Genomic DNA, 20782 nt, shown 5'->3' with positions numbered 1-20782 from the left:
GCCGGCGCGGCGACGCGCTGGAGGGCAGCGAGGCCGCGCCCGAGGGTGAGGCGCCTGCCGCCGAGCCTGTGGCCGAGGAACAGCGCCCGGCGCCGCGCCCACCGCGTGCGCCACGCTATGCCGGCCCCACGCCGGCCGATCCCTTCGCCGGGCAGATCGACGACATCTTCTCGGTGATGGAAGCCGCAGAGGCGGCCGCCGAGGCGCAGGCCGAGGCCGCCGCGCGCGCGCCGCGCCGCGCCGCACCCGTCGAGGCCGATATCGCGGCGCTGGCCTCCGACCCGCCGGTCGAACCGGCGACGCCGGAGCCGGCGCCCCAGCCGATGCCGCCCCCGCACGAGCCGGTCCCGGTGCCGCAGCCCGAGCCCGCGCATCCGGCGACGCCGGAGCCTGCCTATCCGACCGAGCCGGAGCCGATCACGCCCAGCGATCCGGAGCCCTTCACCCCCTCCGCCGCACCGCTGGCGGGGACTGAGGCCGCGATTGCCGACGAACCCGTCGCGGCGCCGCCGGTGCAGCCGATCGTGCTCGGCGCCGATGCCGCGGAAGCCCTGCCGAAGCGCCGCGGCTGGTGGCGCCGCTGACGTCCCTCACTCAATCCGGGCGGCGCGTCCCGCGCCGCCCGGACAGGTAGCCTGCCAGCCCGAGGGCGAGGCAGGCCGCCAGCGTGCCGAAGGCGGCATTCCAGGCCCAGGCCGGGTTCACGAAACCCACCACCCAGCCGGTCATCGCGGGCAGCGCCGCGCTGCCGAGCGTCTGCGCCAGATTGACCGTGGTGACCCCGCGCCCGACCTGATGGTCGGGGAACAGCGCGCGTCCCTGGGTCACCACCACGACCGGGTAGCAGGAGCAGAGGCAGAGCGCCGACAGCAAGGCGACCGCCACCGGCAACGGCGCCGAGGGCCAGAGCGCAAGCGCCGTCAGCATCAGCACCGAGAGCGCGGCGAAGCCCGCCACGGTGCGGGGCCGCGAGCCGATCCGCCGCTCGATCGGTCCCACCACCAGCAGCCCCGCCACCAGCGCCAGCCCCATGATGAAGAGCACGGTGCCACGCGTCTCCGGCGCCATGCCGTGCACCTCCGCCAGATAGGGGCCGGCCCAGACGGCGATGACCGTCGCCATCGCGGCATAGCCCACCAGGTGCATGGCGAGCACCGGCAGCAGCCCCGGCGTGCGCCAGACGGAGAACTGCCCGCGCAACGCCTGCGCCAGGGTCTCCGCCGGGCCCGGCGGCGCCGGTCGGTCGGGCGGATCGTCGCGCACCCACACCCACCACAGCGCCGCCAACCCGAGCGTCAGCAGGCCCGACGCGGCATAGGCGCCGCGCCAGCCGAGCCATTCGGCGGCCAGCGCGAAGGGTGCGCCGGCGAGCAGGATGCCCAACTGGCTGGTCGCGAAGACGCGGGCGAGCGAGGTCGTGAGCCCCGGCCCCGCATACCAGCGCGCCGAGAGGACCACGCTTGCCATGAAGCTGGCGCCGCAGCCGATGCCCAGCAGGAAGCGCGCAGCGAGGAAGGCCTCGGCGCTGTCCGCCAGCCCCTGGCCGATGGCGCCGATGGTGCAGGGCAGGGCGAGGGCGGCGACCGTCAGTCGCGGCCCGATGCGGTCGAGCGCCAGCCCGACCGGGATCTGCATCAGCAGCAGTGCCGCGAAGAAGGCGCCGTTCGCGGCCCCCAGCAGCCCTGCGCCGGCGCCGAGATCGGCCGCCAGCTCCGGCCCGACCACGCCGAGCGCCGCGCGGTGGAACTGGCTGGCGCCGGTCACCAGGGCGAGGGCGGCGAAGATCCGCGCCGAAGGACGGGTCGCCGGCTGCCGCGGCCCGGCGCCCCCGAGGTCCCGTGGACTCACGCCGCGAGGCCGAGTGCCGCGTGCAGGGCCCGCCCGCCTTCCGGTGTCAGTGCCAGGCGGCGCCGGGCCAGCGGGTCGCCGGCGCATTCCGCCGTGGCGCGGGTCAGCCAGTGTCGGCGCAGGCAGCAGGAGGCGATCTCCCGTGCCAGCCCGCCGGCCAGATGCGGCCGGCGCTCCGACCAGTCCATGCAGTCGCAGGCGAATCGGCGGGCAGTGCGCGCGGCCTTCAGGTCGACGCCCATCGCGGCCAGCCCTGCCTCACCCGCCGTGGTCGCCGTCCAGCCGCCGGCGGCGGGCTGGATCCAGCCGCGCCCGACCAATGCCCCGTGCAGCGCGACGGCGAGCCGCCCGGCCAGGTGATCGTAGCAGAGCCGTGCGGTGCGGAAGGCCTCACCATGCGGCCAGCGGCGCTGGGGTGCGGTGGCCGCGGCGAGGCCACCCAGCGTCTCGATCGCCGCCGCGACCTCCTCCGACGCCAGGCGGTGATAGCGATGACGGCCTTGGGGATGCACCACGACCAGCCCGCCTTCGGCGAGCTTCGCCAGATGCGCGCTGGCGGCCGGCGCGCCGATCCCGGCGGCGCGCGCCAGTTCGCCCGCAGTCAGCGCTTCGCCGGCCAGCAGCGCCTGCAGCATCACGGCGCGGGTGGGATCGCCCAACAGGTCGGCGAGGCGGGCAAGATCGGCAGGGCTGCTCATGGCGTGTTCCTCTCCCGGTCATCCTGCCCTGTTTGTGGCGAGCGTGCTTCGCCCGCCGCCGAAGCGGCGGAGGTCGCCGCTGTCACAAAGCCCGGGGATAACGCCGGGTCAGCGCCCGAGGAATCGGGCAATCCTGGCCGGTGCCTCGGCCATCGCGGCTTCGTCCCCGCAATAGGAGAGGCGCAGGAAGCGCGCCCCGCGTCCGGGGTCGAAATCGAGCCCGGTGGTCGCGGCGATCCCGGCCTCGGCCAGCAGGCGCGCGGAGAAATCGACGCTGTCGTTGGAGAGGGCGCCGATGTCGCACCAGAGATAGAAGGCACCGTCGGCGGCCGCGATCCGGTCGATGCCCGCCTTGGGCAGCCCGTCCAGCAGCCGGGCGCGGCTGCGGGCATAGACGGCCTTGTTGGCCTCCAGCTCCTCGACGCAGTCCATCGCCGCTTCGGCCGCGACCTGGGCCACATGCGGGGCCGAGATGAACATGTTCTGCGCCAGGCGCTCGACCGGGCGGACCAGGTCCTCCGGCAGCACCAGCCAGCCGATGCGCCAGCCGGTCATCGACCAGTATTTGGAGAAGGAATTCACGATGATGGCGCTGGAGGAGACGGCCGCCGCCGTGCTCTCGGCGACCGTGCCCCAGGTCAGGCCGTGATAGATCTCGTCCGAGATCAGCCGCACACCGTTCGCGTCGCACCACGCAGCGATCGCCGCGATCTCCGCCGGCGCCAGCATGGTGCCGGCCGGATTGCAGGGGGAGGCGATGATCAGCCCCGCCGGTCGCGGATCCAGCGCCTCCAGCATGGCGATGCTCGGCTGGAAGCGCGTCGTCGCGTCGCAGGGCAGGATCTGCGGCCGCATGCCGAGCGCGGTCAGGATATTCGCATAGGGCGGGTAGAAGGGGGCGGCCATGGCGATGGCATCGCCGGCATCGAAGCCCGCCAGGAAGGCGAGGGGGAAGGCACCGGAGGCGCCGACCGTCACTGCGATACGGCCCGGCGCCACCGCGACGCCATAGCGTTCCGCATAATGCCGGGCGATCCGCGCCCGGAGCGTCGGCAGGCCGAAGGCTTCCGTGTAGCCCATCGGGGCGCCCGCCCGCAGCGCCCGGATCGCCGCCTCGGCAGCCCCTTTCGGCGCGCCGGTGCCGGGTTGGCCCACCTCCATGCGGAGGATCCCCGGCGCGCCGGCCGGCAGCGCCGCGGCGCGCGCATTGGCGGCCGCGATCACGTCCATGACCAGGAAGGGTGGAGCCTCGGCGCCGCGACCGACCTTGAGCGCCCGACGACCGGAGGGCCGAAGCGCCCGGAGGTCTGAATCGGACGCTCCGCCCGCTGGGGCCATCAGCGAAGCGCCGTGCCGACCGCGATGCCGGAACCGCGCGGGTCGGCCGCCGCCGTGCATTCACTTCCCGCCCCCGGCAGATAGCGCGGGCAGGAGGCGGCGACGACGCGGCCGGGCTCCGGGGCGGCCGCCGGGATCGCGGCCTGCGGCGCCTCGCCGCGCAACACGCGCAGCGCCGTGGCCGCTGCCGCGATCGGCGCCGCATCCTGCCCCGAACCCGCCACCGCCAGGCGGAAGGCGCGGAGGTTGGTGTTCTGGATCAGCATCACTGAGAGCGGCGCCGCCCGGACCGAGCCCTGGCCCGGTGCCGCGGCCAGCACGACGCCGGTCCCCGGCGCCACCCGCCCGGTGCCGAACAGGTTGTTCATCGAGAAGGCGCAGGTCACGGCGTTGCCGTCCCGATCGAAGGTGACGAGGCCGGTCGAGGCGCCGGCGCCGACACCGCTGGTGGCCGGGGGCTGCCCGGCCTGCAGCGCCTGGAAGGCGCGCTGCACCCCGCCATCGATGCCGCCCGGCAGGAAATTCGCGGTGTCATTGCCGATCCTGAGCGCGTCGGCGGCGACCAGCCGCGCCTGCCCGGCGCGCAGCTCCTCGACGGTCAGCCCGCCGCCCGCCATCCGGCTGGTCTCCTCCAGCCGCCGCGCCAAGGAGCCCTGGTAGAGGTCGCCCGGCCCGGTGGTCCGGATCGCCGTGAGCGTGACCGCGAGATCGCGCTGCACGAGCTGCGCCCCTTCGCCGAGCGGCCCGCCGCCCGGCGCCCCGAAGATCGCCCGCGCCTGCGGATCGGCCAGCAATGGCGCCGCGACGGCGGCGAGGTCGTTGGCGAGGCTCCGGGACACCGCGTTGCCGCGCGCCAGGTCCTCGGCCGGGCGCACCAGCTCCTCGAAGCGCAGCCGGCCGCCCCTTGTGTGCAGCGCGAAGAGGCCGCGCGCCATCATCGGGATGGCGGCCGGCCGGTCGGTGTTGGGGGGCAGGGTGCTGCGCGGCCCGGCCTCGAACAGGATCGCCTGGGTGGTGCCGGGCTGGCGCTCATAGACCAGGCAGGCGCCGCCGCCGCCGATCCCGGCGCGGGAGGGCAGGGTGGCGGTCAGTGCGAAGGCGCCGGCGACTGCCGCATCGGTCGCGCTGCCGCCGGCCGAAAGGACCTCGCGCGCGACGAGCGCCGCGCGCGGCTCCTCGGCCGCGGCGCCGCCGAGGAAGCCGCTGACGAAGCCGGTCTGTCCGCGCTCCGGTGACGAGCCGCCGAACCAGGAACATCCCGAAACGGCGACAGCCGCCAGCAGCAGCGCCGAGGCGCGATGCAGGGGCTTCGAGGTCCGGGATAGGGTCGGGGGCACGCGGAAGGCCTTCGCCCCGATCACCTGCGGCGTCATCGTCATTCTGGCGTCCCTGATTCTGCCCGGAGCGTCCTCCGGCGCGCGCGCCCAGCGGACGCGCCTGTGGTGACGGTGCGCGATGCCGAAACGGAAAGTCTCATCCGTAGCTTCGCGAACCCCCTGTTCGGTGCCGCGGGCGTCGACCCCGCGCTGGTGCGCATCACCATCCCGCAGGCCTGGGCCATAAACGCCTTCGTGGCGCCGGGCAACCGGATGTTCGTCCATGCCAGCCCGATCCGGCGCTCCCGTCCCTCGCCGGCCAGCCGATCCCAATCGCGTGAGATCGCGCGACCTGCCGGGCATACCGGACGAACTGTGGGGCGGGAGGCTTTGCCCTTGGCGGCGACGCAGGGCAAAAGCTCCGCCATCGCCGAAGGATATGCGTATGCGTCTGTTCCTGGCCCTCGGGCTCTGCCTCGCCCTCCTCATGCCCGCCCGGGCGCAGGAGGCCTTCACCCCGGCGCAGCGGACCGAGGTGATCGAGATCATGCGCCGCGCGCTCCGCGAGGACCCGTCGATCCTGCGCGAGGCCTTCGCGGCGGTGGAGGCGCAGGAGGCCGAGGAGCGCCGCACCGCCGCCGCCCGGGCATTGGTCGAGGCGCGGGAGCAACTCGTCGCCGATGCCGCCGACCCCGTGCGCGGCAATCCGCGCGGCGATATCACCGTCGTCGAGTTCTTCGACGTGCGCTGCCCCTATTGCCGCCAGCTCACCTCGGTGATGACGGAGCTGGTGCGCCGCGACGGCAATCTGCGGCTGGTGATGAAGGATCTGCCGATCCTGGGGCCGAACTCCGTCGTCGCGTCCCGTGCGCTGCTGGCCGCCCAGCGCCAGGGCAAGTATGGCGAGCTCTACGATGCCCTGATGGCGCTGCGCGGCGATGTCGCGGAAGCGCAGATCCGGCCGGTGGCGGAACGTCTTGGCCTCGATTGGACCCGGCTGCGCCGCGACATGGACGACCCGGCGATCCAGGCACGGCTGGATGGGAACGTGGCGCTGGCCCGGCGGCTCGGCATCGAGGGCACGCCGGCGCTCGTCGTCGGCGATCGGCTGGTGCCCGGCCTGGTGCCGCTCGAGACACTGACCCAGATGGTCGCGGAGGCGCGGGCGGCGCGGCGCTGAGCGCCCGATTGGCCTGGGAATCCCGCAGTTGAAACACACCGCAACCGTCGGATCGTCGCGGTGCCAAAGGGAAAGGTGTAGAGAAGGGGCATGAGTCTCGGTGATCTCCGTCCGGACGGGCCCCTCGATCCCCGCCGGCGTGGCCCTGCCGCGCCGGCCCCCGATGCCGAGCCCGCGCCTGGGAAAAGGAAGAAGGAGCGTCCGCAGCGCCCGGCCCGCAAGCGTCGGCGCGGCTTCGGCGTCCTGAAGCTGCTGCTGATCCTGGGCGCCGGCGTGGCGGTCGCGGGTGGCGTCGGCGGCTACGGCCTCTATCGCGTCATCGCCGCCGACCTGCCGGACTACCGGTGGCTCGCCGATTACGACCCGCCGCAGATGAGCCGCATCTATGCCGCCGATTCGCGGCTGATGGCGGAGCTGGCGAGCGAACGCCGGGTCTTCGTGCCGATCGAGGCGATTCCGCAACGGCTCCAGCAGGCCTTCGTCTCCGCCGAGGACCAGCGGTTCTGGGAACATCACGGCGTCGATCCCATCGGCATCATCCGCGCCGGGCTGACGGCGGTGGAGCAGCTCGGCTCCGGCCGGCGCATGGGCGGCGCCTCGACCATCACCCAGCAGGTTGCCAAGAACATGCTGGTCGGCAATGACCGCACCATGACCCGCAAGCTGCGCGAGGCGATCCTCGCGGTGCGGCTGGAGCAGGCGCTGCCGAAGGAGCGCATCCTCGAGATCTACCTGAATGAGATCTTCCTGGGCGCCCAGGCCTTCGGCGTGGCGGCGGCGGCGCAGAACTACTTCAACAAGTCGCTCGACGAGCTGACCTTGGCGGAGATGGCCTTCCTGGCGATCCTTCCGAAGGCCCCGAACAACTACAACCCCTTCCGCTTCCCCGAAGCCGCCCGCGCGCGGCGCGACTGGGTCATCGACCGCATGGTCGAGGACCGCGCCGTCACCGCGGAGGAGGCGGCCGCCGCCAAGGCGGAGCCGATCGTGGCCCGTCCCTCGCGCCGGCCGGACATGGTGGCCGTCGGCCAGCACTTCACCGAGGAGGTGCGGCGCGACCTGATCGCCCGCTTCGGTGCCGAGCAGACCACCATGGGCGGCCTGGTCGTCCGCACCAGCCTGGAGCCGCCGTTGCAGGCTGCGGCCGAGCGCGCGCTGCGCGAAGGGCTGATGACCTATGACCGCCGCCGCGGCGGCTGGCGCGGCCCGGTGACCCGCATCTCCGCGGCACCCACCGAATGGCTGCCGGCGCTGGATGCCCTCCAGCGTCCGCCCGGCATGCAGCCGGAGTGGCGGCTCGCCGTGGCGCTGGAGGTGCGCGACCGCGAGGCCCGGCTTGGCTGGGCCGAGCGTCCGGACGCCCGCACCCCCGCCCAGCCGCGCACCGCCGTGCTGCCCTTCGAGGACATGGCCTGGGCCCGCCCGGTGATCCCGGCGCCGCCCGGCGGCGCCGGCGCGCAGCTTCTCGCGACCCAGGGCGTCCGCCTCGGCGCCGCGCCGCGCCGCATGCAGGATGTGCTGAGCCCGGGCGATGTGGTGATGGTGGAAGTATTGCCTGCCGCGGCGGCGCAAGGCCGCACCCAGGCGCGCCCGGAACGCCTGGCGCTGCGCCAGATGCCGGTGGCGGAGGGTGCGATCGTGGCACTCGACCCCGCGACCGGGCGCGTGCTGGCGATGGTCGGCGGCTACAGCTTCGAGCGGAGCTGGTTCAACCGCGCCACCCAGGCGATGCGCCAGCCCGGCTCCTCCTTCAAGCCTTTCGTCTATATCTCGGCGCTGTCCATGGGCATCCCGCCGAACCAGCAGCTCCTGGACGAGCCGATCGAGATCGCGACCCCGCAGGGCCTCTGGCGGCCGAGCAACTATTCGGGCGGCGGCCGTGGCTGGGTGACCATGCGCCAGGCGCTCGAGAGCAGCCTCAACATGGTCACCGTGCGCCTCGCCCAACATATCGGTATGGAGCGGATATCGCAGACCGCGGCCGATTTCGGCGTCATCCCCAACATGCCGCGCTACCTCTCGATGGCGCTCGGCGCCGGGGAGACGACGGTGATGCGCATGGCCGCGGGCTATGCGGGCTTCGTCAATGGCGGGCGGCAGGTGACGCCGACCCTGATCGACAGCGTGCAGGACCGCCGCGGCCGGGTGATCTGGCGTGCCGACCCGCGCCGCTGCGAGCCGGGCTGCGACCAGGGGCCGGAAGCCGGGCCGCCGACGCTGGCCGGCGAACGCCGCCAGATCGCGGATCCGATCGCCGCCTACCAAATGGTGAGCCTGCTGCAGGGCGTCGTGCAGCGCGGCACCGGCACCCGGGCGGCTGTCGGGCTCAACCGGCCGGTCGCCGGAAAGACCGGCACCACCGACGATTACCGCGACAACTGGTTCGTGGGCTTCACGCCGGACATCGTCATCGCCGTCTGGCTTGGCTTTGATGAGCCGCGCAGCCTCGGCACCGGGGAGACCGGCGGCGGCACCGCCGCGCCGATCTTCCACGACGTGCTGCAGGCGGCGCTGAACGGCAGCCCGCCGGTGCCCTTCCGCGCGCCGCCCGGCGTCGCGCTGGTCCGCATACCCGTCGGCAATGGCAGCATCCTGGAAGCCTTCCGCCCGGGCACCGACACCACCGGCACCCAGCGGCTCGGCGAAAGCGCCCGCGAAAGCGCCGCCGGCCTCGACACTGGCTTGGGCGGCCTGTACTGAACCGGTCTGCGCTGACGCAGTCAGCGCAGACCGGTTCAAATTTTTTCTTTTGACGAGCAGATTCAAGCCTTCGGGCGCTTCCGCCCTGCGGCGATCTGCTCTAGGCCGCCGACCATGAGAGCAGACGCAACCAACCTGCACGAGCAGATCACCGCTTCGGTGACCCTGCTGAGGAGGCATCTTTGACTGGGATGCCGCACGCCGCCGCCTCGACGAGCTGAACGCACGCTCGGAAGAGCCCGACCTCTGGAACAAGCCCGCGGAAGCGCAGGTGCTGATGCGCGAGCGCAATCGGCTGGCCGACCAGATCCAGGGCGTGCAGGCGCTGGAGCGCGAAGTCGCCGACGCTCTGGAACTGATCGAGCTCGCCGAGGCCGAGGGTGACGCCGGCACCGCCGACGCGGCCGTCGCTGACCTGCAGCGCCTGGCCGAGGAGGCGAAGCGCCGCGAGATCGAGAGCCTGCTCTCGGGCGAGGCCGATTCCAACGACGCCTATCTCGAGGTCAACGCCGGTGCCGGCGGCACCGAGGCGCAAGACTGGGCGCAGATGCTGCTGCGCATGTATCAGCGCTGGGCGGAACGCCGTGGCTACAAGGTCGTCATGACCGAGGAGAGCGAGGGCGAGCAGGCCGGCATCAAGTCGGCGACGCTCCAGGTCACCGGCCCCAATGCCTATGGCTGGCTGAAGACGGAGACCGGCGTGCACCGGCTGGTGCGCATCAGCCCCTTCGATGCGGCGGCGCGGCGGCAGACCAGCTTCGCCAGCGTCTACGTCTATCCGGTGATCGACGACCGCATCGAGATCGAGGTCAACCCGGCGGATCTGAAGACCGACACCTTCCGCGCCTCCGGCGCCGGCGGGCAGCACGTCAACAAGACCGAATCGGGGGTGCGCTTCACCCATATCCCGACCGGCATCGTCGCCGCCTCCACCCAGGACCGCAGCCAGCATCGCAACCGCGCCATCGCGATGGAGATGCTGAAGGCGCGGCTCTATGAGCTGGAGCTGCGCAAGCGCGAAGCGGTCAGCGACGCGGTCGAGGCCGGCAAGACCGATATCGGCTGGGGCCACCAGATCCGCAGCTATGTGCTGCAGCCCTATCAGATGGTGAAGGATCTGCGGACGGGGATCGAGAAGGGCAATCCGGCGGCGGTGCTGGACGGCGACCTCGATGCCTTCATGGCCGCGGCGCTGGCGAGCCGCGTCGGTACGACGCGGAGCGAAGCGAGCGCCAGCGCGGAGTAGGTTTGCGGCGCGCGTTACGCGCGCCGCAACAGTCCTTCCAGTTCACCGAGGATCGCCGGGTCATCGATGGTCGGCGGCACGACGTAATCTTCGCCATCGGCGATTCTGCGCATGGTGCCGCGCAGGATCTTGCCGGAGCGCGTCTTCGGCAGGCGCTGCACCACGCGCGCTTCCTTGAAGGCGGCGACCGGCCCGATGCGGTCGCGCACCATGGCCACCAGCTCCCGCGCGATCTCCGCGTCCGGGCGCGCGACGCCGGCCTTCAGCACGACGAGGCCGAGCGGCGCCTGACCCTTCAGCGCATCCTTCACGCCGACGACCGCGCATTCCGCGACATCCGGATGTGCCGCCAACACCTCCTCCATCGCTCCGGTCGAGAGGCGATGGCCGGCGACATTGATGATGTCGTCGGTGCGCGACATCACGGAGACATAGCCCTCCGGATCGACCATCCCGGCATCCGAGGTGTCGTACCAGCCGGGGAAGCGTTCGAGGTAGGCGCTCCGGAAGCGGTCATCGGCGTTGAACAGCGTCGGCAGCGCGGCGGGCGGCAGCGGCAAGCGGATGGCGAGCGTGCCGATCTGCCCACGCGCCACCGGCTGGCCGGCCTCATCGAGTGCTGCCACGTGGTAGCCGGGCGCCGGCTTGCCGCCCGAGCCCGCACGCATCGGGAACAGGCCGAGGCCGCGGAAATTGCCGGTGATGGACCAGCCGGTCTCGGTCTGCCACCAATGGTCGATCACCGGCTTCTTCAGCAGCGCCTCGATCCAGAGCGCGGTCGGAGGGTCGCAGCGCTCGCCCGCGAGGAACAGCGCCTCCAGCCTGCCCAGGTCGTGGCGCTGCATGAGCCGGCCCTCCGGATCCTCCTTCTTGATGGCGCGGATCGCGGTCGGTGCGGTGAACAGCGCCTTGACGTCATGCTCGGCGCAGACCCGCCAGAAGGCGCCGGCATCGGGTGTGCCGACCGGCTTGCCTTCGTAGATCACGCTGGTGAGGCCGGCGAAGAGCGGTGCGTAGACGATGTAGGAATGCCCGACCACCCAGCCGACATCGGAGGCGGTCCACATCACGTCGCCGGTCTTCAGCCCGTACAGCATGCCGATCGAATTGTGCAGCGCGACCGCGTGGCCGCCATTGTCGCGCAGGATGCCCTTCGGCTTTCCTGTCGTGCCCGAGGTGTAGAGGATATAGAGCGGATCGGTCGCCGCGACCGGCACGCAAGGGTGCGGCACGCCGGCGGCTTCCGCTTGCAGCCAGTCGGTGTCCCGGCCCGGCAGCAGCTCGGCGGCCAGCGCCTCGCGTTGCAGGATCAGGCAGGCGTCGGGCTTGTGCGGCGACAATGCGATCGCCGCGTCGAGCAGCGGCTTATAGGCGACGATCCGCCCCGGCTCGATCCCGCAGGAGGCGGAGAGCACCAGCTTCGGCTGCGCATCCGCGATGCGCGCCGCCAGCTCCGCCGCCGCGAAGCCGCCGAACACCACCGAATGCACGGCGCCGAGCCGGGCGCAGGCCAGCATGCCGATCGCGGCTTCCGGCACCATCGGCATGTAGATCACGACGCGGTCGCCCTTCGCGACCCCGCGCGCGGCCATGGCGCCGGCGAGTTTTTCCACGCGGGCCAGCAGCGCGGCATAGGTGATGCGGAGGGTCCGCCCGGTCACCGGGCTGTCCCAGATGAAAGCGACCTGGTCGCCGCGCCCGGTCGCGACATGACGGTCGAGGGCGTTGTGGCAGGTGTTCAGGGCGCCGTCCGGGAACCAGCGGCCATAGACCCCCTGATCACCGGCGAAGACCGTGGCGGGTGGCTTGGCCCAGTCGATGCCACGGGCCGCTGCCGCCCAGAACCCGTCCGGGTCGCGCTGCCAGGCCGCATAGGCGGCATCATAGCCGCCGCTTCCGCGCTCGATGTCCATGCGCGCCTCCTCCGTCTTTGCGGTGATGCTAGACCGGTTTCGCTTCGCGTTGCTCCGCTTTCACCGGTCTAGCTCCTTGTCTTGCCGAGCATCTTCACCTGTTCAGATGATGCCATCTGAACAGGATCTGCTTTGGCGCACCCCAGCCCACAAATGCGAAGGGCGCCGGGTTGCCCCGGCGCCCTTCCGTCAGGCCGATATGCCGCGTGTCAGCGGCCGTCGTTCGCGAAGATGTCGCGGTCCTTGGTTTCCGGCACGAAGATGATGCCGATGATCAGCGTCATGATCGCGAAGACGATCGGGTACCAGAGGCCGTAGTAGATATCGCCGGTGGCCGCGATCAGCGCGAAGGCGGTCGCCGGCAACAGGCCGCCGAACCAGCCATTGCCGATATGGTAGGGTAGCGACATGCCGCTGTAGCGGATGCGGGTCGGGAACAGCTCGACCAGCGCCGCCGCGATCGGCCCGTAGACCATGGTCACGTAGATCACGAGGATGAACAGGATCCCGATGATCACCGCCGGTTGTTGACGGAAGATGTCGAAGGGATGCGCCATCTTCACGACTGACGGGTTGGCGGCCGCGGGATAGCCCGCCGCGGTCAGCGCCGCGGTCAGCTCCCGCGTGAAGGCCGCCCGGCGTGCCGGCGCCTCCGCCCCCGCCTGGGTCGCGTCGAAGGACGCGACGGAGGCGGTGCCGACCCGCACCGCGGCCACGGTGCCGGGCGGCGACACCTCGCTGCGGTAGGGCACCGAGAGATTGGCCAGCACCGCCTTGGCGATGTCGCAGGCGCTGGTGAAGGTCGCCGTCCCGGTCGGGTTGAACTGGAAGTGGCAATCCGCGGCGGGTGCCACCACGGTCACCGGGATGGTCTGTTGCGCCTGGTAGAGCGCCGGGTTCGCTTCCCGCGTCATGGTCTGGAACAGCGGGAAATAGGTCGCCGCGGCCAGCGCGCAGCCGGCCAGGATGATCGGCTTGCGGCCGATCTTGTCCGACAGCCAGCCGAACAGGATGAACCCGCCGGTGCCGAGGATCAGCGACCAGGCGATCAGCAGGTTCGCGGTGTAGCCATCGACCTTCAGGATGCTCTGGAGGAAGAACAGCGCGTAGAATTGGCCCGTGTACCAGACGACGCCCTGGCCGGCGGTGAGGCCGAGCAGGGCGATCAGCGCGATCTTCGCGTTCTTCCATTGCCCGAAGGCTTCGGAAAGCGGCGCCTTCGACCCGGTGCCTTCCGCCTTCATCTTCTGGAAGGCCGGGCTTTCCTGGAGCTGCAGCCGGATCCAGACGGAGATGCCGAGCAGCAGCACCGAGATCAGGAAGGGAATGCGCCAGCCCCAATCCGCGAAGGCTTCTTCGCCGAGGATGGTGCGGGTGAAGAGGATCACGATCAGCGACAGGAACAGGCCCATGGTCGCGGTGGTCTGGATCCAGCTCGTGTAGAAGCCGCGCCGCCCTTGCGGCGCATGCTCCGCCACATAGGTCGCGGCGCCGCCATATTCGCCGCCGAGCGCCAGGCCCTGCAGCAGCCGCAGGATGATCAGGATGACCGCAGCGGTGATGCCGATCTGGTCCGAGGTGGGCAGGATGCCGACCAGGAAGGTCGAGGTGCCCATGATCACGATGGTGATCAGGAAGGTATACTTGCGGCCGACCAGGTCGCCGAGGCGCCCGAACACCAGCGCGCCGAAGGGACGCACCAGGAAGCCGGCGGCAAAGGCCAGCAGCGCGAAGATGTTGCGGGTGGTCGGGTCGAACTGCCCGAAGAACTTGGCGCCGATGATCGCCGCCAGCGAGCCGTAGAGGTAGAAATCATACCATTCGAAAACCGTGCCGAGGGAGGAGGCGACGATGACCTTCTTCTCCTCCCGCGTCATCGGACGCGCGGCGCCCGCCGCTGCCACAGAAGTGCTCACGCAGTTCCTCCCTCACTTGGGCTGGCGCCCGTCGGTTGCCCATTGTCTGCGATCGCGCTTGGCCGCGATCCCCCGCCCCGCCCGCGCCGTGGCGGCGCGGTGCCGGAACACGCGTTCCGGCATAGCGCATAAAACGGACGTGATGGAAGCATTGGTGAACGAGTCGGTTACTGACGCGGCAAGTCGCACGGCGCGGGATTTGGATACGAGTATTTAGGCGAAGGCAGCCTTCACACGGCCAACGGGTGTTCCGAACCCCAGGCTCAAGGACCCGCCTGGCGACGGGGCCAGGCTCGGCCCCAGACCGGCCGCGACCAGCACCGCTCCCGCCGGCAACCCGCCAAGCCGCCGCGCGGCGGCGATGGCCGGCGCCAGCGCTGCCATCGGATCCACGAGGCCGGCCGGCCGTCTGTCGATGGTCAGACGCAGCGCGGCCGCAGGCATAGGCTTCCGCCGCCCGGCGACGATCAGCCCAAGGCCGGCGAGATCGGCCGCGAGGCAGGCCTCGTTCGCCGGTCCGTCGCGGAAGCGGCTGGCCGCCAGATCGATCGCCGGGTGCAGGCCCGCGAAGACCGGCGGCGCCGTCGCATCGAGATCGGCGCCGAGCACCGCGACCAACGCCGGCGTCGCCCGCGCATGACGGAGCGCGGAGAGGGCGAGTGTCGCGCCGTCGGGCAGCAACCGCGGTGCCAGCACCGGCCCCGCCACGCCTTCCGGTCCGACCCTGAGCCCGACCGGCGCCAGGCCCATGCGGTCGAGGATGGCGGCGGCCACGGCCTCGCCTTCCTCGATATCGGCGGGCATCAACTCGGGCGGTAGCGGCGCCAGCGGATTGCCGGTCTCCACCGCCTCGGCGAGCCAGCCGGCGATCGCGTCGATCCGATCCATGGGCGTTGCGCCGCCTGCCTCAGTTGAGGTTCGGCAGCGTCACCTCCTCCTCCTGGAAGCCGCCCTCCGGTGGGCGGTCGATCAGCGTCGGGGTGCCGCTGCCACCGCCGCCGTAGAGCCGGTTCGGCAGGTAATGCACCAGGCCGGGGAAGATGTAGATCAGCGCCATGCACATCAGCACGATGTAGATGAAGGGCATGCAGCCGCGGAAGATGTCCTCGAGCCGCACATGCTTCGGCGCGACGCCCTTCAGGTAGAAGGCCGCCATCGCGACCGGTGGCGACAGGAAGCTGGTCTGCAGGTTCAGCGCGATCATGATGCCGAAGAACAGCGGGTCGACGCCGAAATCGTCCAGCAGCGGCAGGAAGATCGGCACGAAGATCACGATGATCTCGGTCCATTCCAGCGGCCAGCCGAGGATGAAGATCAGGATCTGCGCCAGCACCATGAAGGTGAAGCTGTTGAGCGGCAGGCCCTTGAAGAATTCCTCCACGAGCTGCTGGCCGCCGAGATAGCCGAAGACGCTGCTGAAGATCGCCGAGCCCACGAAGAGCCAGCACACCATGGCGCTGGTGCGCGCGGTCAGGAACACGCTTTCCTTCAGCTTCGCGACGCTGAAGCTGCGATAGGCGATCGCCAGGATGATCGAGCCGAGTGAGCCCATCGCCGCGGCTTCGGACGGCGTCGCGAGCCCCATGAGAATGGCGCCCAGGACCATCGCGATCAGCAGCGCCAGCGGGAAGAAGGAGGTGACCAGCGAGACCAGGATGGTGGTGAAGGGGACGTTCACCTCCTCCGGCGGCAGCCTTGGCGCGACCGAAGGCTTCACGATCGCGATGCCCATCGCATAGAGGATGTAGCACCCCGCGAGCATGACACCGGGGATGAAGGCGGCGGCATAGAGCTGCACGACCGAGACGCCCGCCGTCGCGCCATAGAGGATCAGCAGGATCGAGGGTGGGATCAGGATGCCGAGGCAGCCGCCGGCCGCCACCACGCCGGAGGCGAGCTTCACGTCGTAGCCGGCGCGCAGCATGGCCGGGAAGGCGAGCAGGCCCATCAAGGTCACGACAGCGCCGACGATTCCGGTCGCGGTCGCGAACAGCGCGCAGGTCGCGAGGGTCGCGACCGCGAGCGAGCCCGGGATATTGCCGGACGCCATCTGGAGCGAGCGGAACAGCCGGTCGAGGATGTTCGCGCGTTCGATGATGTAGCCCATGAAGACGAAGAGCGGCACCGAGATGAGGACGTCGTTCGCCATCACCGAATAGGTGCGCTGCACCAGCAGGTCGAAGATCAGCGGCCCCATGCCGAGGTAGCCGAAGAACAGCCCCATCGCCATCAGCGTGAAGGCGATCGGGAAGCCCAGCATGATGAAGAAGAGGAAGAGAAAGAGCTGGGTGAGGCCCAGCACGCCGTCGCTCATCGGCCGGACCTTTCATCGCCCGCGTGTTCGGAATGGAAGGCGATCTCGGCCGCCGCCTCGGCGCCCTTGGCCTCCGCCGCGGCCAGGATCTTCTGCTCGAGTTCCTCGACATCGGACAGGCGCTGCGGCCAGGCGCCGGCGCGGATGCAACGGGCGCAGCGCACCACTTCCGCCAGGCCCTGCAGCAGCAGCAGCAGGCCGACCAGCGGGATCAGGAACTTGAACGGCCAGATGATCGGCCCGGTCGGGCTGAACATGCTGCGCTCGTTCTGCCCGTAGCTCTCCGTGAAATGGTGCCAGCCGGAGATCATGAAGGCGAAGATCGCGGGGAAGAAGAACAGCAGGTAGAGCACCAGGTCGAACCAGGCCTGCAGCGACGGCCGGAAATTCCGGTACAGGAAGTCGCCGCGCACATGCCCATTGCGGCTCAGCGCATAGGCGCCCGCCATCATGAACAGCGTGCCGTAGAGCATGTAGGAGACGTCGTATCCCCAGGTCGTCGGCGCGCGGAAGACGTAGCGGACGAAGACCTCGTAGACGATGGTGCCGGTCAGCAGCAGGATGCACCAGGCGAAGGCCTGGCCGACCAGGGTGCTCAGCCGGTCGATGCCGAGAAGCAGGCCCTGCATGTGTCTTTCCTTCCCCTCGACATGACACCGCCGCCCCGGTGATTGGCGGGGCGGCGGTACGCCTCGGTATCGCGGACTGTCAGCCGCGCGCGAAGAAATGGTTGAAGGAAACCACCGAGCTCGCCTCGTAGCGCAGGAAGAAGCTGCTCACGCGGCGGCACCATTCGCGCTGGCTGTCACAGACCTTCTTGAAGAAGGGCCCGTTGGCCGGGGAGGAGTTGTCGCCCTCCAGCCGTTCGATGACGCGGTTCCAGGCCTGGAGCTGGGCATCCAGCACCGGCCGCGGCGTCGCGCGGACGGAGACGCCCTGCTGCTGCGCCATCGTGAGCAGGTCGCGCGAATAGCGGTCCTGCAGCTTCCAGGACATGTCGGCCGAGGAACTCTCCGAAGCGTATTTGATCACCGCCCGCAGGTCCTCCGGCAGCGCGTCGAACTTGCCCTTGTTGAACAGGACCTCGAAGCTTTCGGTGCGCTGATGGTAGCTCTGGATCATGTAGACCTTGGCGACGTCGGGGAAGCCGAGGACGCGATCCGAGGAGGGGTTGTTGAACTCGGCGCCGTCGATCACGCCGCGTTCCAGCGCCGGCACGATCTCGCCGCCCGGGAGCGAGACGACGGCAGCACCCATCTCAGCGAAGAGGTCGGCGGCAAGGCCGACGGTGCGGTATTTCAGGCCGCGGATCTGATCCGGCCGCTCGATCGGGTTCTTGAACCAGCCGAGTGGCTGGGTCGGCATCGGGCCGGTCATGAAGGCGACCACGTTCACGCGCACGATGTCGGCCAGCAGTTCGCGGTACAGCGCCTCGCCGCCGCCATAATGGTACCAGCCGAGCAACTGGTTGGCGTCGCCGAACCAGGGGGGGGAGGTACCGAACAGGCTGAAGGCCTTGTTCTTGCCGAACCAATAGGCGGGCACGCCATGGCCGCCATCGAGGGTGCCGGCGCTGACCGCGTCCATCAACTGGAAGGCCGGCACCACGGCGCCGGCGGCCAGCAGCTCGAGCCGGAGCCGGCCGCCGGCCATGGCGTTGACGCGGCTGACGAAGTCGCCGGCGAATTCATGGAAGATGTCGCGCTGCGGCCAGGTGGATTGGAAGCGAAGCGTCACCGTCTGGGCACGGCTGACATTCGGCGTGGCCAGCACAGCGGCGCCCGTCGCGGCGGCAGCGGCCCCTTTCAGGAACCCCCGGCGGGCGGCCGGGCGCATTGATTGCGTCGTCTCGGTCATTGTTTCCTCCACGGCGGCGCCGCGCGAGGTTCACACGGGCCTATACTTGCAGATAACGAGGTTTGGCGTCCTTGCGCAACATCCACATTTGTCGGTGCCTGGAGGCGATGTCCCCATCTCCGGATGGCGCTTTTCGCCGGCCAACGGCTGCCGGCTTCCCGGCCCTGACGTGTGCGGCGCAAGGTTGACGGAAGCGTCGCACTGCGCGATCAAGCGTAGGCAGGGAAGCAGGTGCACGCATGTCGAGCCGGCTGGCCGAAATCTTCGCGTTGCCGATCGAGACCGCCTATCGCCTCGACGAATCCGTCGGGCATCTGTTGCGACGCGCCCATCAGCGCCACGTCCAGCAATTCGCCGCCCGCGCCGGGGAACATGCGCTGACGCCACCGCAATTCGCAGCCCTGCTACGTCTGGTCGAACTGGGGCAGGCCACCCAGAATAGGCTCGGCCGCCTGGTGGCGATGGATCCCGCCACCATCCAGGGTGTGGTGCGCCGTCTGCTGGCACGGGAACTGGTGGTCGCGACCCGCGACCCGATGGACCGTCGCACCGTCGTGCTGTCCCCAACTCCGGCCGGGCGGGAGATGGCGGCGCTCGCCAGCCCGCGCGCCCAATCGGCGAATGAAAGCCTGCTCGCCTGCCTCAGCGAGGATGAGCGGGTGAAGTTCCTGGCCATGCTCCGCCGCGTCGCTGGTACGTGATCGGCTAGCGCAACCCCAGGAAGCCTTCCGCGAACGCTGCCCTGCCCTGACGGCGCTGCTCTTGGCGAGCGCAACGTTTTTGGATATGGCGCGCGCATGAAGTTCAGCAAGCTCGACACCTTCCAGAATCGCCAAGCCGCCGCCACCGCCGCCAAGAACGCCCTGGCCGAGCGTTTCCGTGCCATGCCGCGCCCCGATGATCCCGCCGTGCAGGAGCGTCTGGCCCAGCAGGTCGAGATCGCGCGGGCCCGCGAGGCCCGCGCGGCCGAGCGCCAGGCCGCGAAGGAAGCCGAGGAGCGCCGGATCGCCGAGGAGAAGGCCGCCGCCCTGATCGCCGAGCGGGAGCGCCAGGTGCTGGAGTCGGCCCGTGCCGCCGAGGAGGCGAAGCGCCGGGCCGAGGAGGCGGCGAAGGCCGTCGCCGCCGCGATGAACAAGGAGCAGCTCGCCGCGGCGCTGGATGCCGAGAAGAAGGCCCGTGCCCTGGCGCAGATCGCCGAGCAGCGGGCCAAGCGCGAAGCGCGCGACGCCCAGCGCAGGGGCGGCAAGAAGAAGTAGTCCTCCTTCGCCGAGGCTTCGGAGGACAGGCCCTCGAAGCAACACCCCGCGGCCGCACCCTCCTTCGCTGCGGCTTCGGAGGCGAGGACCAAGCGGGCATAGGCCGCCACTGGTTTCTGCGGAGCGAGCGCAGCGATGCTCCGGGGCCGCGAATGCGGCCCCGCGCGCGACCATCAGCCGCGCCAGGCGCGCGCCTTACAGCGCGGAAGCCAAGGCCGCGGATGCGGCCGCCGGCGCTTGAGGACGATGAAAAGACCCAGCCTTTGTGATCAAATTTATTTCGTCACGAAGGCCTTCTCGACCACGTAGCTCGCCGGGCGGTTGTTCGCGCCCTCTTCGAAGCCGCGCGCCTCGAGCAGCGCCTTCATGTCGGCATTCATGTTTTCCGACCCGCAGAGCATGACGCGGTCATGCGCGGGGTCGAGCGGCGGCAGGCCGAGATCGGTGAAGATACGCCCGCTCTCGATCAACGCCGTGATGCGGCCCTGGACCGGAAAGGCTTCCCGCGTCACCGACGGGTAGTAGATCAGCTTCCCCGCGACCAGCTCGCCCAGCAGCTCATCCTGCGGCAGGTCCTTGCTGATGAAGTCCCGGTAGGCGAGTTCCGCGACATCACGGACCGTATGGCTCACGACGATGCGCTCGAACCGGTCATAGGCCTCGGGCTCGCGGATCAGGCTCAGGAAGGGGGCGAGGCCGGTGCCGGTCGCGATCAGCCACAGCGTCTTCCCCGGCGCCAAGTTGTCGAGCACCAGGGTGCCGACCGGCTTTTTCCCGATCAGCACGGTGTCGCCCGGCTGGATATGCTGCAGGCGGGAGGTGAGGGGGCCGTCCTGCACCTTGATCGACAGGAACTCCAGCTCCTCCTGCCAGGGGGCACTGGCCAGCGAATAGGCGCGCACCAGGGGCTTGCCGTTCACCATCAGCCCGATCATCGCGAATTCGCCGGCCCGGAACCGCAGCACCGGGTCGCGAGTGCAACGGAAGGAGAAGAGCCGATCCGTCCAATGGTGCACCGACAGCACGCGCTCGCCGAAATAGGCGGCGGGAATGGGGGGCTTTTCCGGGGCGATCTGGTTCATGCGTCTGACGGACCCATTGGGCGATAGGACCCCCGGGTTAGCCCCGGCGGGTCATTGGTGCAACAACGATTGGCGCAGGCGTGGCCCCCTCTCGCCGCAAGGCCCCGCGGGCGACTAG

General features: G+C 70.5%; 16 protein-coding genes and 1 pseudogene. 6 read left to right on the top strand and 11 right to left on the bottom strand.

What is annotated here, in order from left to right; all coding sequences use genetic code 11:
- Positions 1-584: pseudogene (locus GXW71_RS28475) on the top strand (hypothetical protein); the annotation flags it as partial.
- 10 nt (positions 585-594) lie between these two features.
- Here GXW71_RS28475 and GXW71_RS28470 read toward each other — a convergent pair.
- The 4 genes from GXW71_RS28470 to GXW71_RS28455 all read right to left on the bottom strand — a co-directional run bounded on the left by GXW71_RS28470 (position 595) and on the right by GXW71_RS28455 (position 5263).
- Complete coding sequence (locus GXW71_RS28470; RefSeq protein WP_211856097.1) at positions 595-1848, bottom strand: MFS transporter; 1254 nt, start codon at positions 1846-1848, stop codon at positions 595-597.
- Positions 1845-2546 carry an ArsR/SmtB family transcription factor gene (locus GXW71_RS28465; protein WP_211856096.1) on the bottom strand — a complete coding sequence of 234 codons (702 nt, stop codon included), beginning with the start codon at positions 2544-2546 and terminating at the stop codon, positions 1845-1847. The genes GXW71_RS28470 and GXW71_RS28465 overlap by 4 nt, the downstream gene beginning before the upstream one ends.
- A gap of 108 nt (positions 2547-2654) precedes the next feature.
- Positions 2655-3776, bottom strand: coding sequence for a pyridoxal phosphate-dependent aminotransferase (locus GXW71_RS28460; RefSeq protein WP_246526972.1), 1122 nt, complete (start codon positions 3774-3776; stop codon positions 2655-2657).
- A 107-nt stretch (positions 3777-3883) separates the two neighbouring features.
- On the bottom strand, positions 3884-5263 hold the full coding sequence (locus GXW71_RS28455) for a gamma-glutamyltransferase (protein ID WP_246526971.1): 1380 nt from the start codon (positions 5261-5263) through the stop codon (positions 3884-3886).
- Between the two features lie 382 nt (positions 5264-5645).
- Here GXW71_RS28455 and GXW71_RS28450 point away from each other — a divergent pair, with 382 nt between their 5' ends.
- From GXW71_RS28450 to prfB, 3 genes are all read left to right on the top strand, one after another.
- Complete coding sequence (locus GXW71_RS28450) at positions 5646-6380, top strand: DsbA family protein (RefSeq protein WP_246526970.1); 735 nt, start codon at positions 5646-5648, stop codon at positions 6378-6380.
- Between the two features lie 90 nt (positions 6381-6470).
- Positions 6471-9080: a penicillin-binding protein 1A gene (locus GXW71_RS28445; RefSeq protein WP_211856093.1), complete on the top strand. Its 2610-nt coding sequence runs from the start codon at positions 6471-6473 to the stop codon at positions 9078-9080.
- A 114-nt stretch (positions 9081-9194) separates the two neighbouring features.
- Positions 9195-10326, top strand: a protein-coding gene (gene prfB, locus GXW71_RS28440; RefSeq protein WP_211856092.1) for a peptide chain release factor 2 whose coding sequence is annotated in 2 segments (ribosomal slippage) — positions 9195-9263 and positions 9265-10326 — 1131 coding nt in all. Because the reading frame shifts where the segments join, the coding sequence is not laid out codon by codon here.
- 14 nt (positions 10327-10340) lie between these two features.
- On the opposite strand, the gene GXW71_RS28435 is transcribed toward prfB, so the two are convergent.
- The 6 genes from GXW71_RS28435 to GXW71_RS28410 all read right to left on the bottom strand — a co-directional run bounded on the left by GXW71_RS28435 (position 10341) and on the right by GXW71_RS28410 (position 18326).
- On the bottom strand, positions 10341-12239 hold the full coding sequence (locus GXW71_RS28435) for an AMP-binding protein (RefSeq protein WP_211856091.1): 1899 nt from the start codon (positions 12237-12239) through the stop codon (positions 10341-10343).
- Positions 12240-12448: 209 nt separating this feature from the next.
- Positions 12449-14155, bottom strand: a complete 1707-nt coding sequence (locus GXW71_RS28430; protein WP_367617389.1) for an MFS transporter — start codon at positions 14153-14155, stop codon at positions 12449-12451.
- A gap of 213 nt (positions 14156-14368) precedes the next feature.
- Entirely contained in the window at positions 14369-15043 is a 675-nt protein-coding gene (locus GXW71_RS28425) for a hypothetical protein (RefSeq protein ID WP_211856090.1), read from the bottom strand.
- 19 nt (positions 15044-15062) lie between these two features.
- Positions 15063-16469, bottom strand: coding sequence for a TRAP transporter large permease (locus GXW71_RS28420; protein WP_211856089.1), 1407 nt, complete (start codon positions 16467-16469; stop codon positions 15063-15065).
- A complete protein-coding gene (locus GXW71_RS28415; RefSeq protein ID WP_211856088.1) occupies positions 16466-17098 on the bottom strand; it encodes a TRAP transporter small permease subunit in 633 nt (210 codons plus the stop codon). Before GXW71_RS28415 ends, GXW71_RS28420 begins: the two co-directional genes overlap by 4 nt.
- A gap of 79 nt (positions 17099-17177) precedes the next feature.
- The gene (locus tag GXW71_RS28410; RefSeq protein ID WP_211856087.1) at positions 17178-18326 is read right to left on the bottom strand and encodes a TRAP transporter substrate-binding protein; all 1149 of its coding nucleotides are present in this window, start codon (positions 18324-18326) and stop codon (positions 17178-17180) included.
- Between the two features lie 239 nt (positions 18327-18565).
- Between GXW71_RS28410 and GXW71_RS28405 the strand changes: the two genes are divergently transcribed.
- Together GXW71_RS28405 and GXW71_RS28400 are read left to right on the top strand one after the other, a co-directional pair.
- Positions 18566-19027 (top strand): MarR family winged helix-turn-helix transcriptional regulator, encoded by a 462-nt coding sequence (locus GXW71_RS28405; protein WP_211856086.1) that lies wholly within the window; start codon positions 18566-18568, stop codon positions 19025-19027.
- Positions 19028-19123: 96 nt separating this feature from the next.
- Entirely contained in the window at positions 19124-19582 is a 459-nt protein-coding gene (locus tag GXW71_RS28400) for a DUF6481 family protein (RefSeq protein WP_211856085.1), read from the top strand.
- A gap of 275 nt (positions 19583-19857) precedes the next feature.
- Here GXW71_RS28400 and GXW71_RS28395 read toward each other — a convergent pair whose 3' ends face one another.
- A complete protein-coding gene (locus GXW71_RS28395) occupies positions 19858-20664 on the bottom strand; it encodes a ferredoxin--NADP reductase (RefSeq protein ID WP_211856084.1) in 807 nt (268 codons plus the stop codon).
- Between the last annotated feature and the right edge of the window lie 118 nt (positions 20665-20782).

Source organism: Plastoroseomonas hellenica (assembly GCF_018129085.1).
Classification (GTDB): domain Bacteria; phylum Pseudomonadota; class Alphaproteobacteria; order Acetobacterales; family Acetobacteraceae; genus Plastoroseomonas; species Plastoroseomonas hellenica.
The sequence above is the reverse complement of the archived record's forward strand: the minus strand, read 5'-3'. Positions and strand labels throughout refer to the sequence as shown.

What these genes read in the sequence shown, in the direction of transcription:
- GXW71_RS28415 (WP_211856088.1), bottom strand. Translation starts at nt 17,098, where the DNA reads ATGCAGGGCCTGCTTCTCGGCATCGACCGGCTGAGCACCCTGGTCGGC.
- GXW71_RS28460 (WP_246526972.1), bottom strand. Translation starts at nt 3,776, where the DNA reads ATGGACGTGATCGCGGCCGCCAATGCGCGCGCCGCGGCGCTGCCGGCC.
- GXW71_RS28410 (WP_211856087.1), bottom strand. Translation starts at nt 18,326, where the DNA reads ATGACCGAGACGACGCAATCAATGCGCCCGGCCGCCCGCCGGGGGTTC.
- GXW71_RS28405 (WP_211856086.1), top strand. Translation starts at nt 18,566, where the DNA reads ATGTCGAGCCGGCTGGCCGAAATCTTCGCGTTGCCGATCGAGACCGCC.
- GXW71_RS28400 (WP_211856085.1), top strand. Translation starts at nt 19,124, where the DNA reads ATGAAGTTCAGCAAGCTCGACACCTTCCAGAATCGCCAAGCCGCCGCC.
- GXW71_RS28425 (WP_211856090.1), bottom strand. Translation starts at nt 15,043, where the DNA reads ATGGATCGGATCGACGCGATCGCCGGCTGGCTCGCCGAGGCGGTGGAG.
- GXW71_RS28450 (WP_246526970.1), top strand. Translation starts at nt 5,646, where the DNA reads ATGCGTCTGTTCCTGGCCCTCGGGCTCTGCCTCGCCCTCCTCATGCCC.
- GXW71_RS28435 (WP_211856091.1), bottom strand. Translation starts at nt 12,239, where the DNA reads ATGGACATCGAGCGCGGAAGCGGCGGCTATGATGCCGCCTATGCGGCC.
- GXW71_RS28395 (WP_211856084.1), bottom strand. Translation starts at nt 20,664, where the DNA reads ATGAACCAGATCGCCCCGGAAAAGCCCCCCATTCCCGCCGCCTATTTC.
- GXW71_RS28420 (WP_211856089.1), bottom strand. Translation starts at nt 16,469, where the DNA reads ATGAGCGACGGCGTGCTGGGCCTCACCCAGCTCTTTCTCTTCCTCTTC.
- GXW71_RS28465 (WP_211856096.1), bottom strand. Translation starts at nt 2,546, where the DNA reads ATGAGCAGCCCTGCCGATCTTGCCCGCCTCGCCGACCTGTTGGGCGAT.
- GXW71_RS28455 (WP_246526971.1), bottom strand. Translation starts at nt 5,263, where the DNA reads ATGACGATGACGCCGCAGGTGATCGGGGCGAAGGCCTTCCGCGTGCCC.
- GXW71_RS28445 (WP_211856093.1), top strand. Translation starts at nt 6,471, where the DNA reads ATGAGTCTCGGTGATCTCCGTCCGGACGGGCCCCTCGATCCCCGCCGG.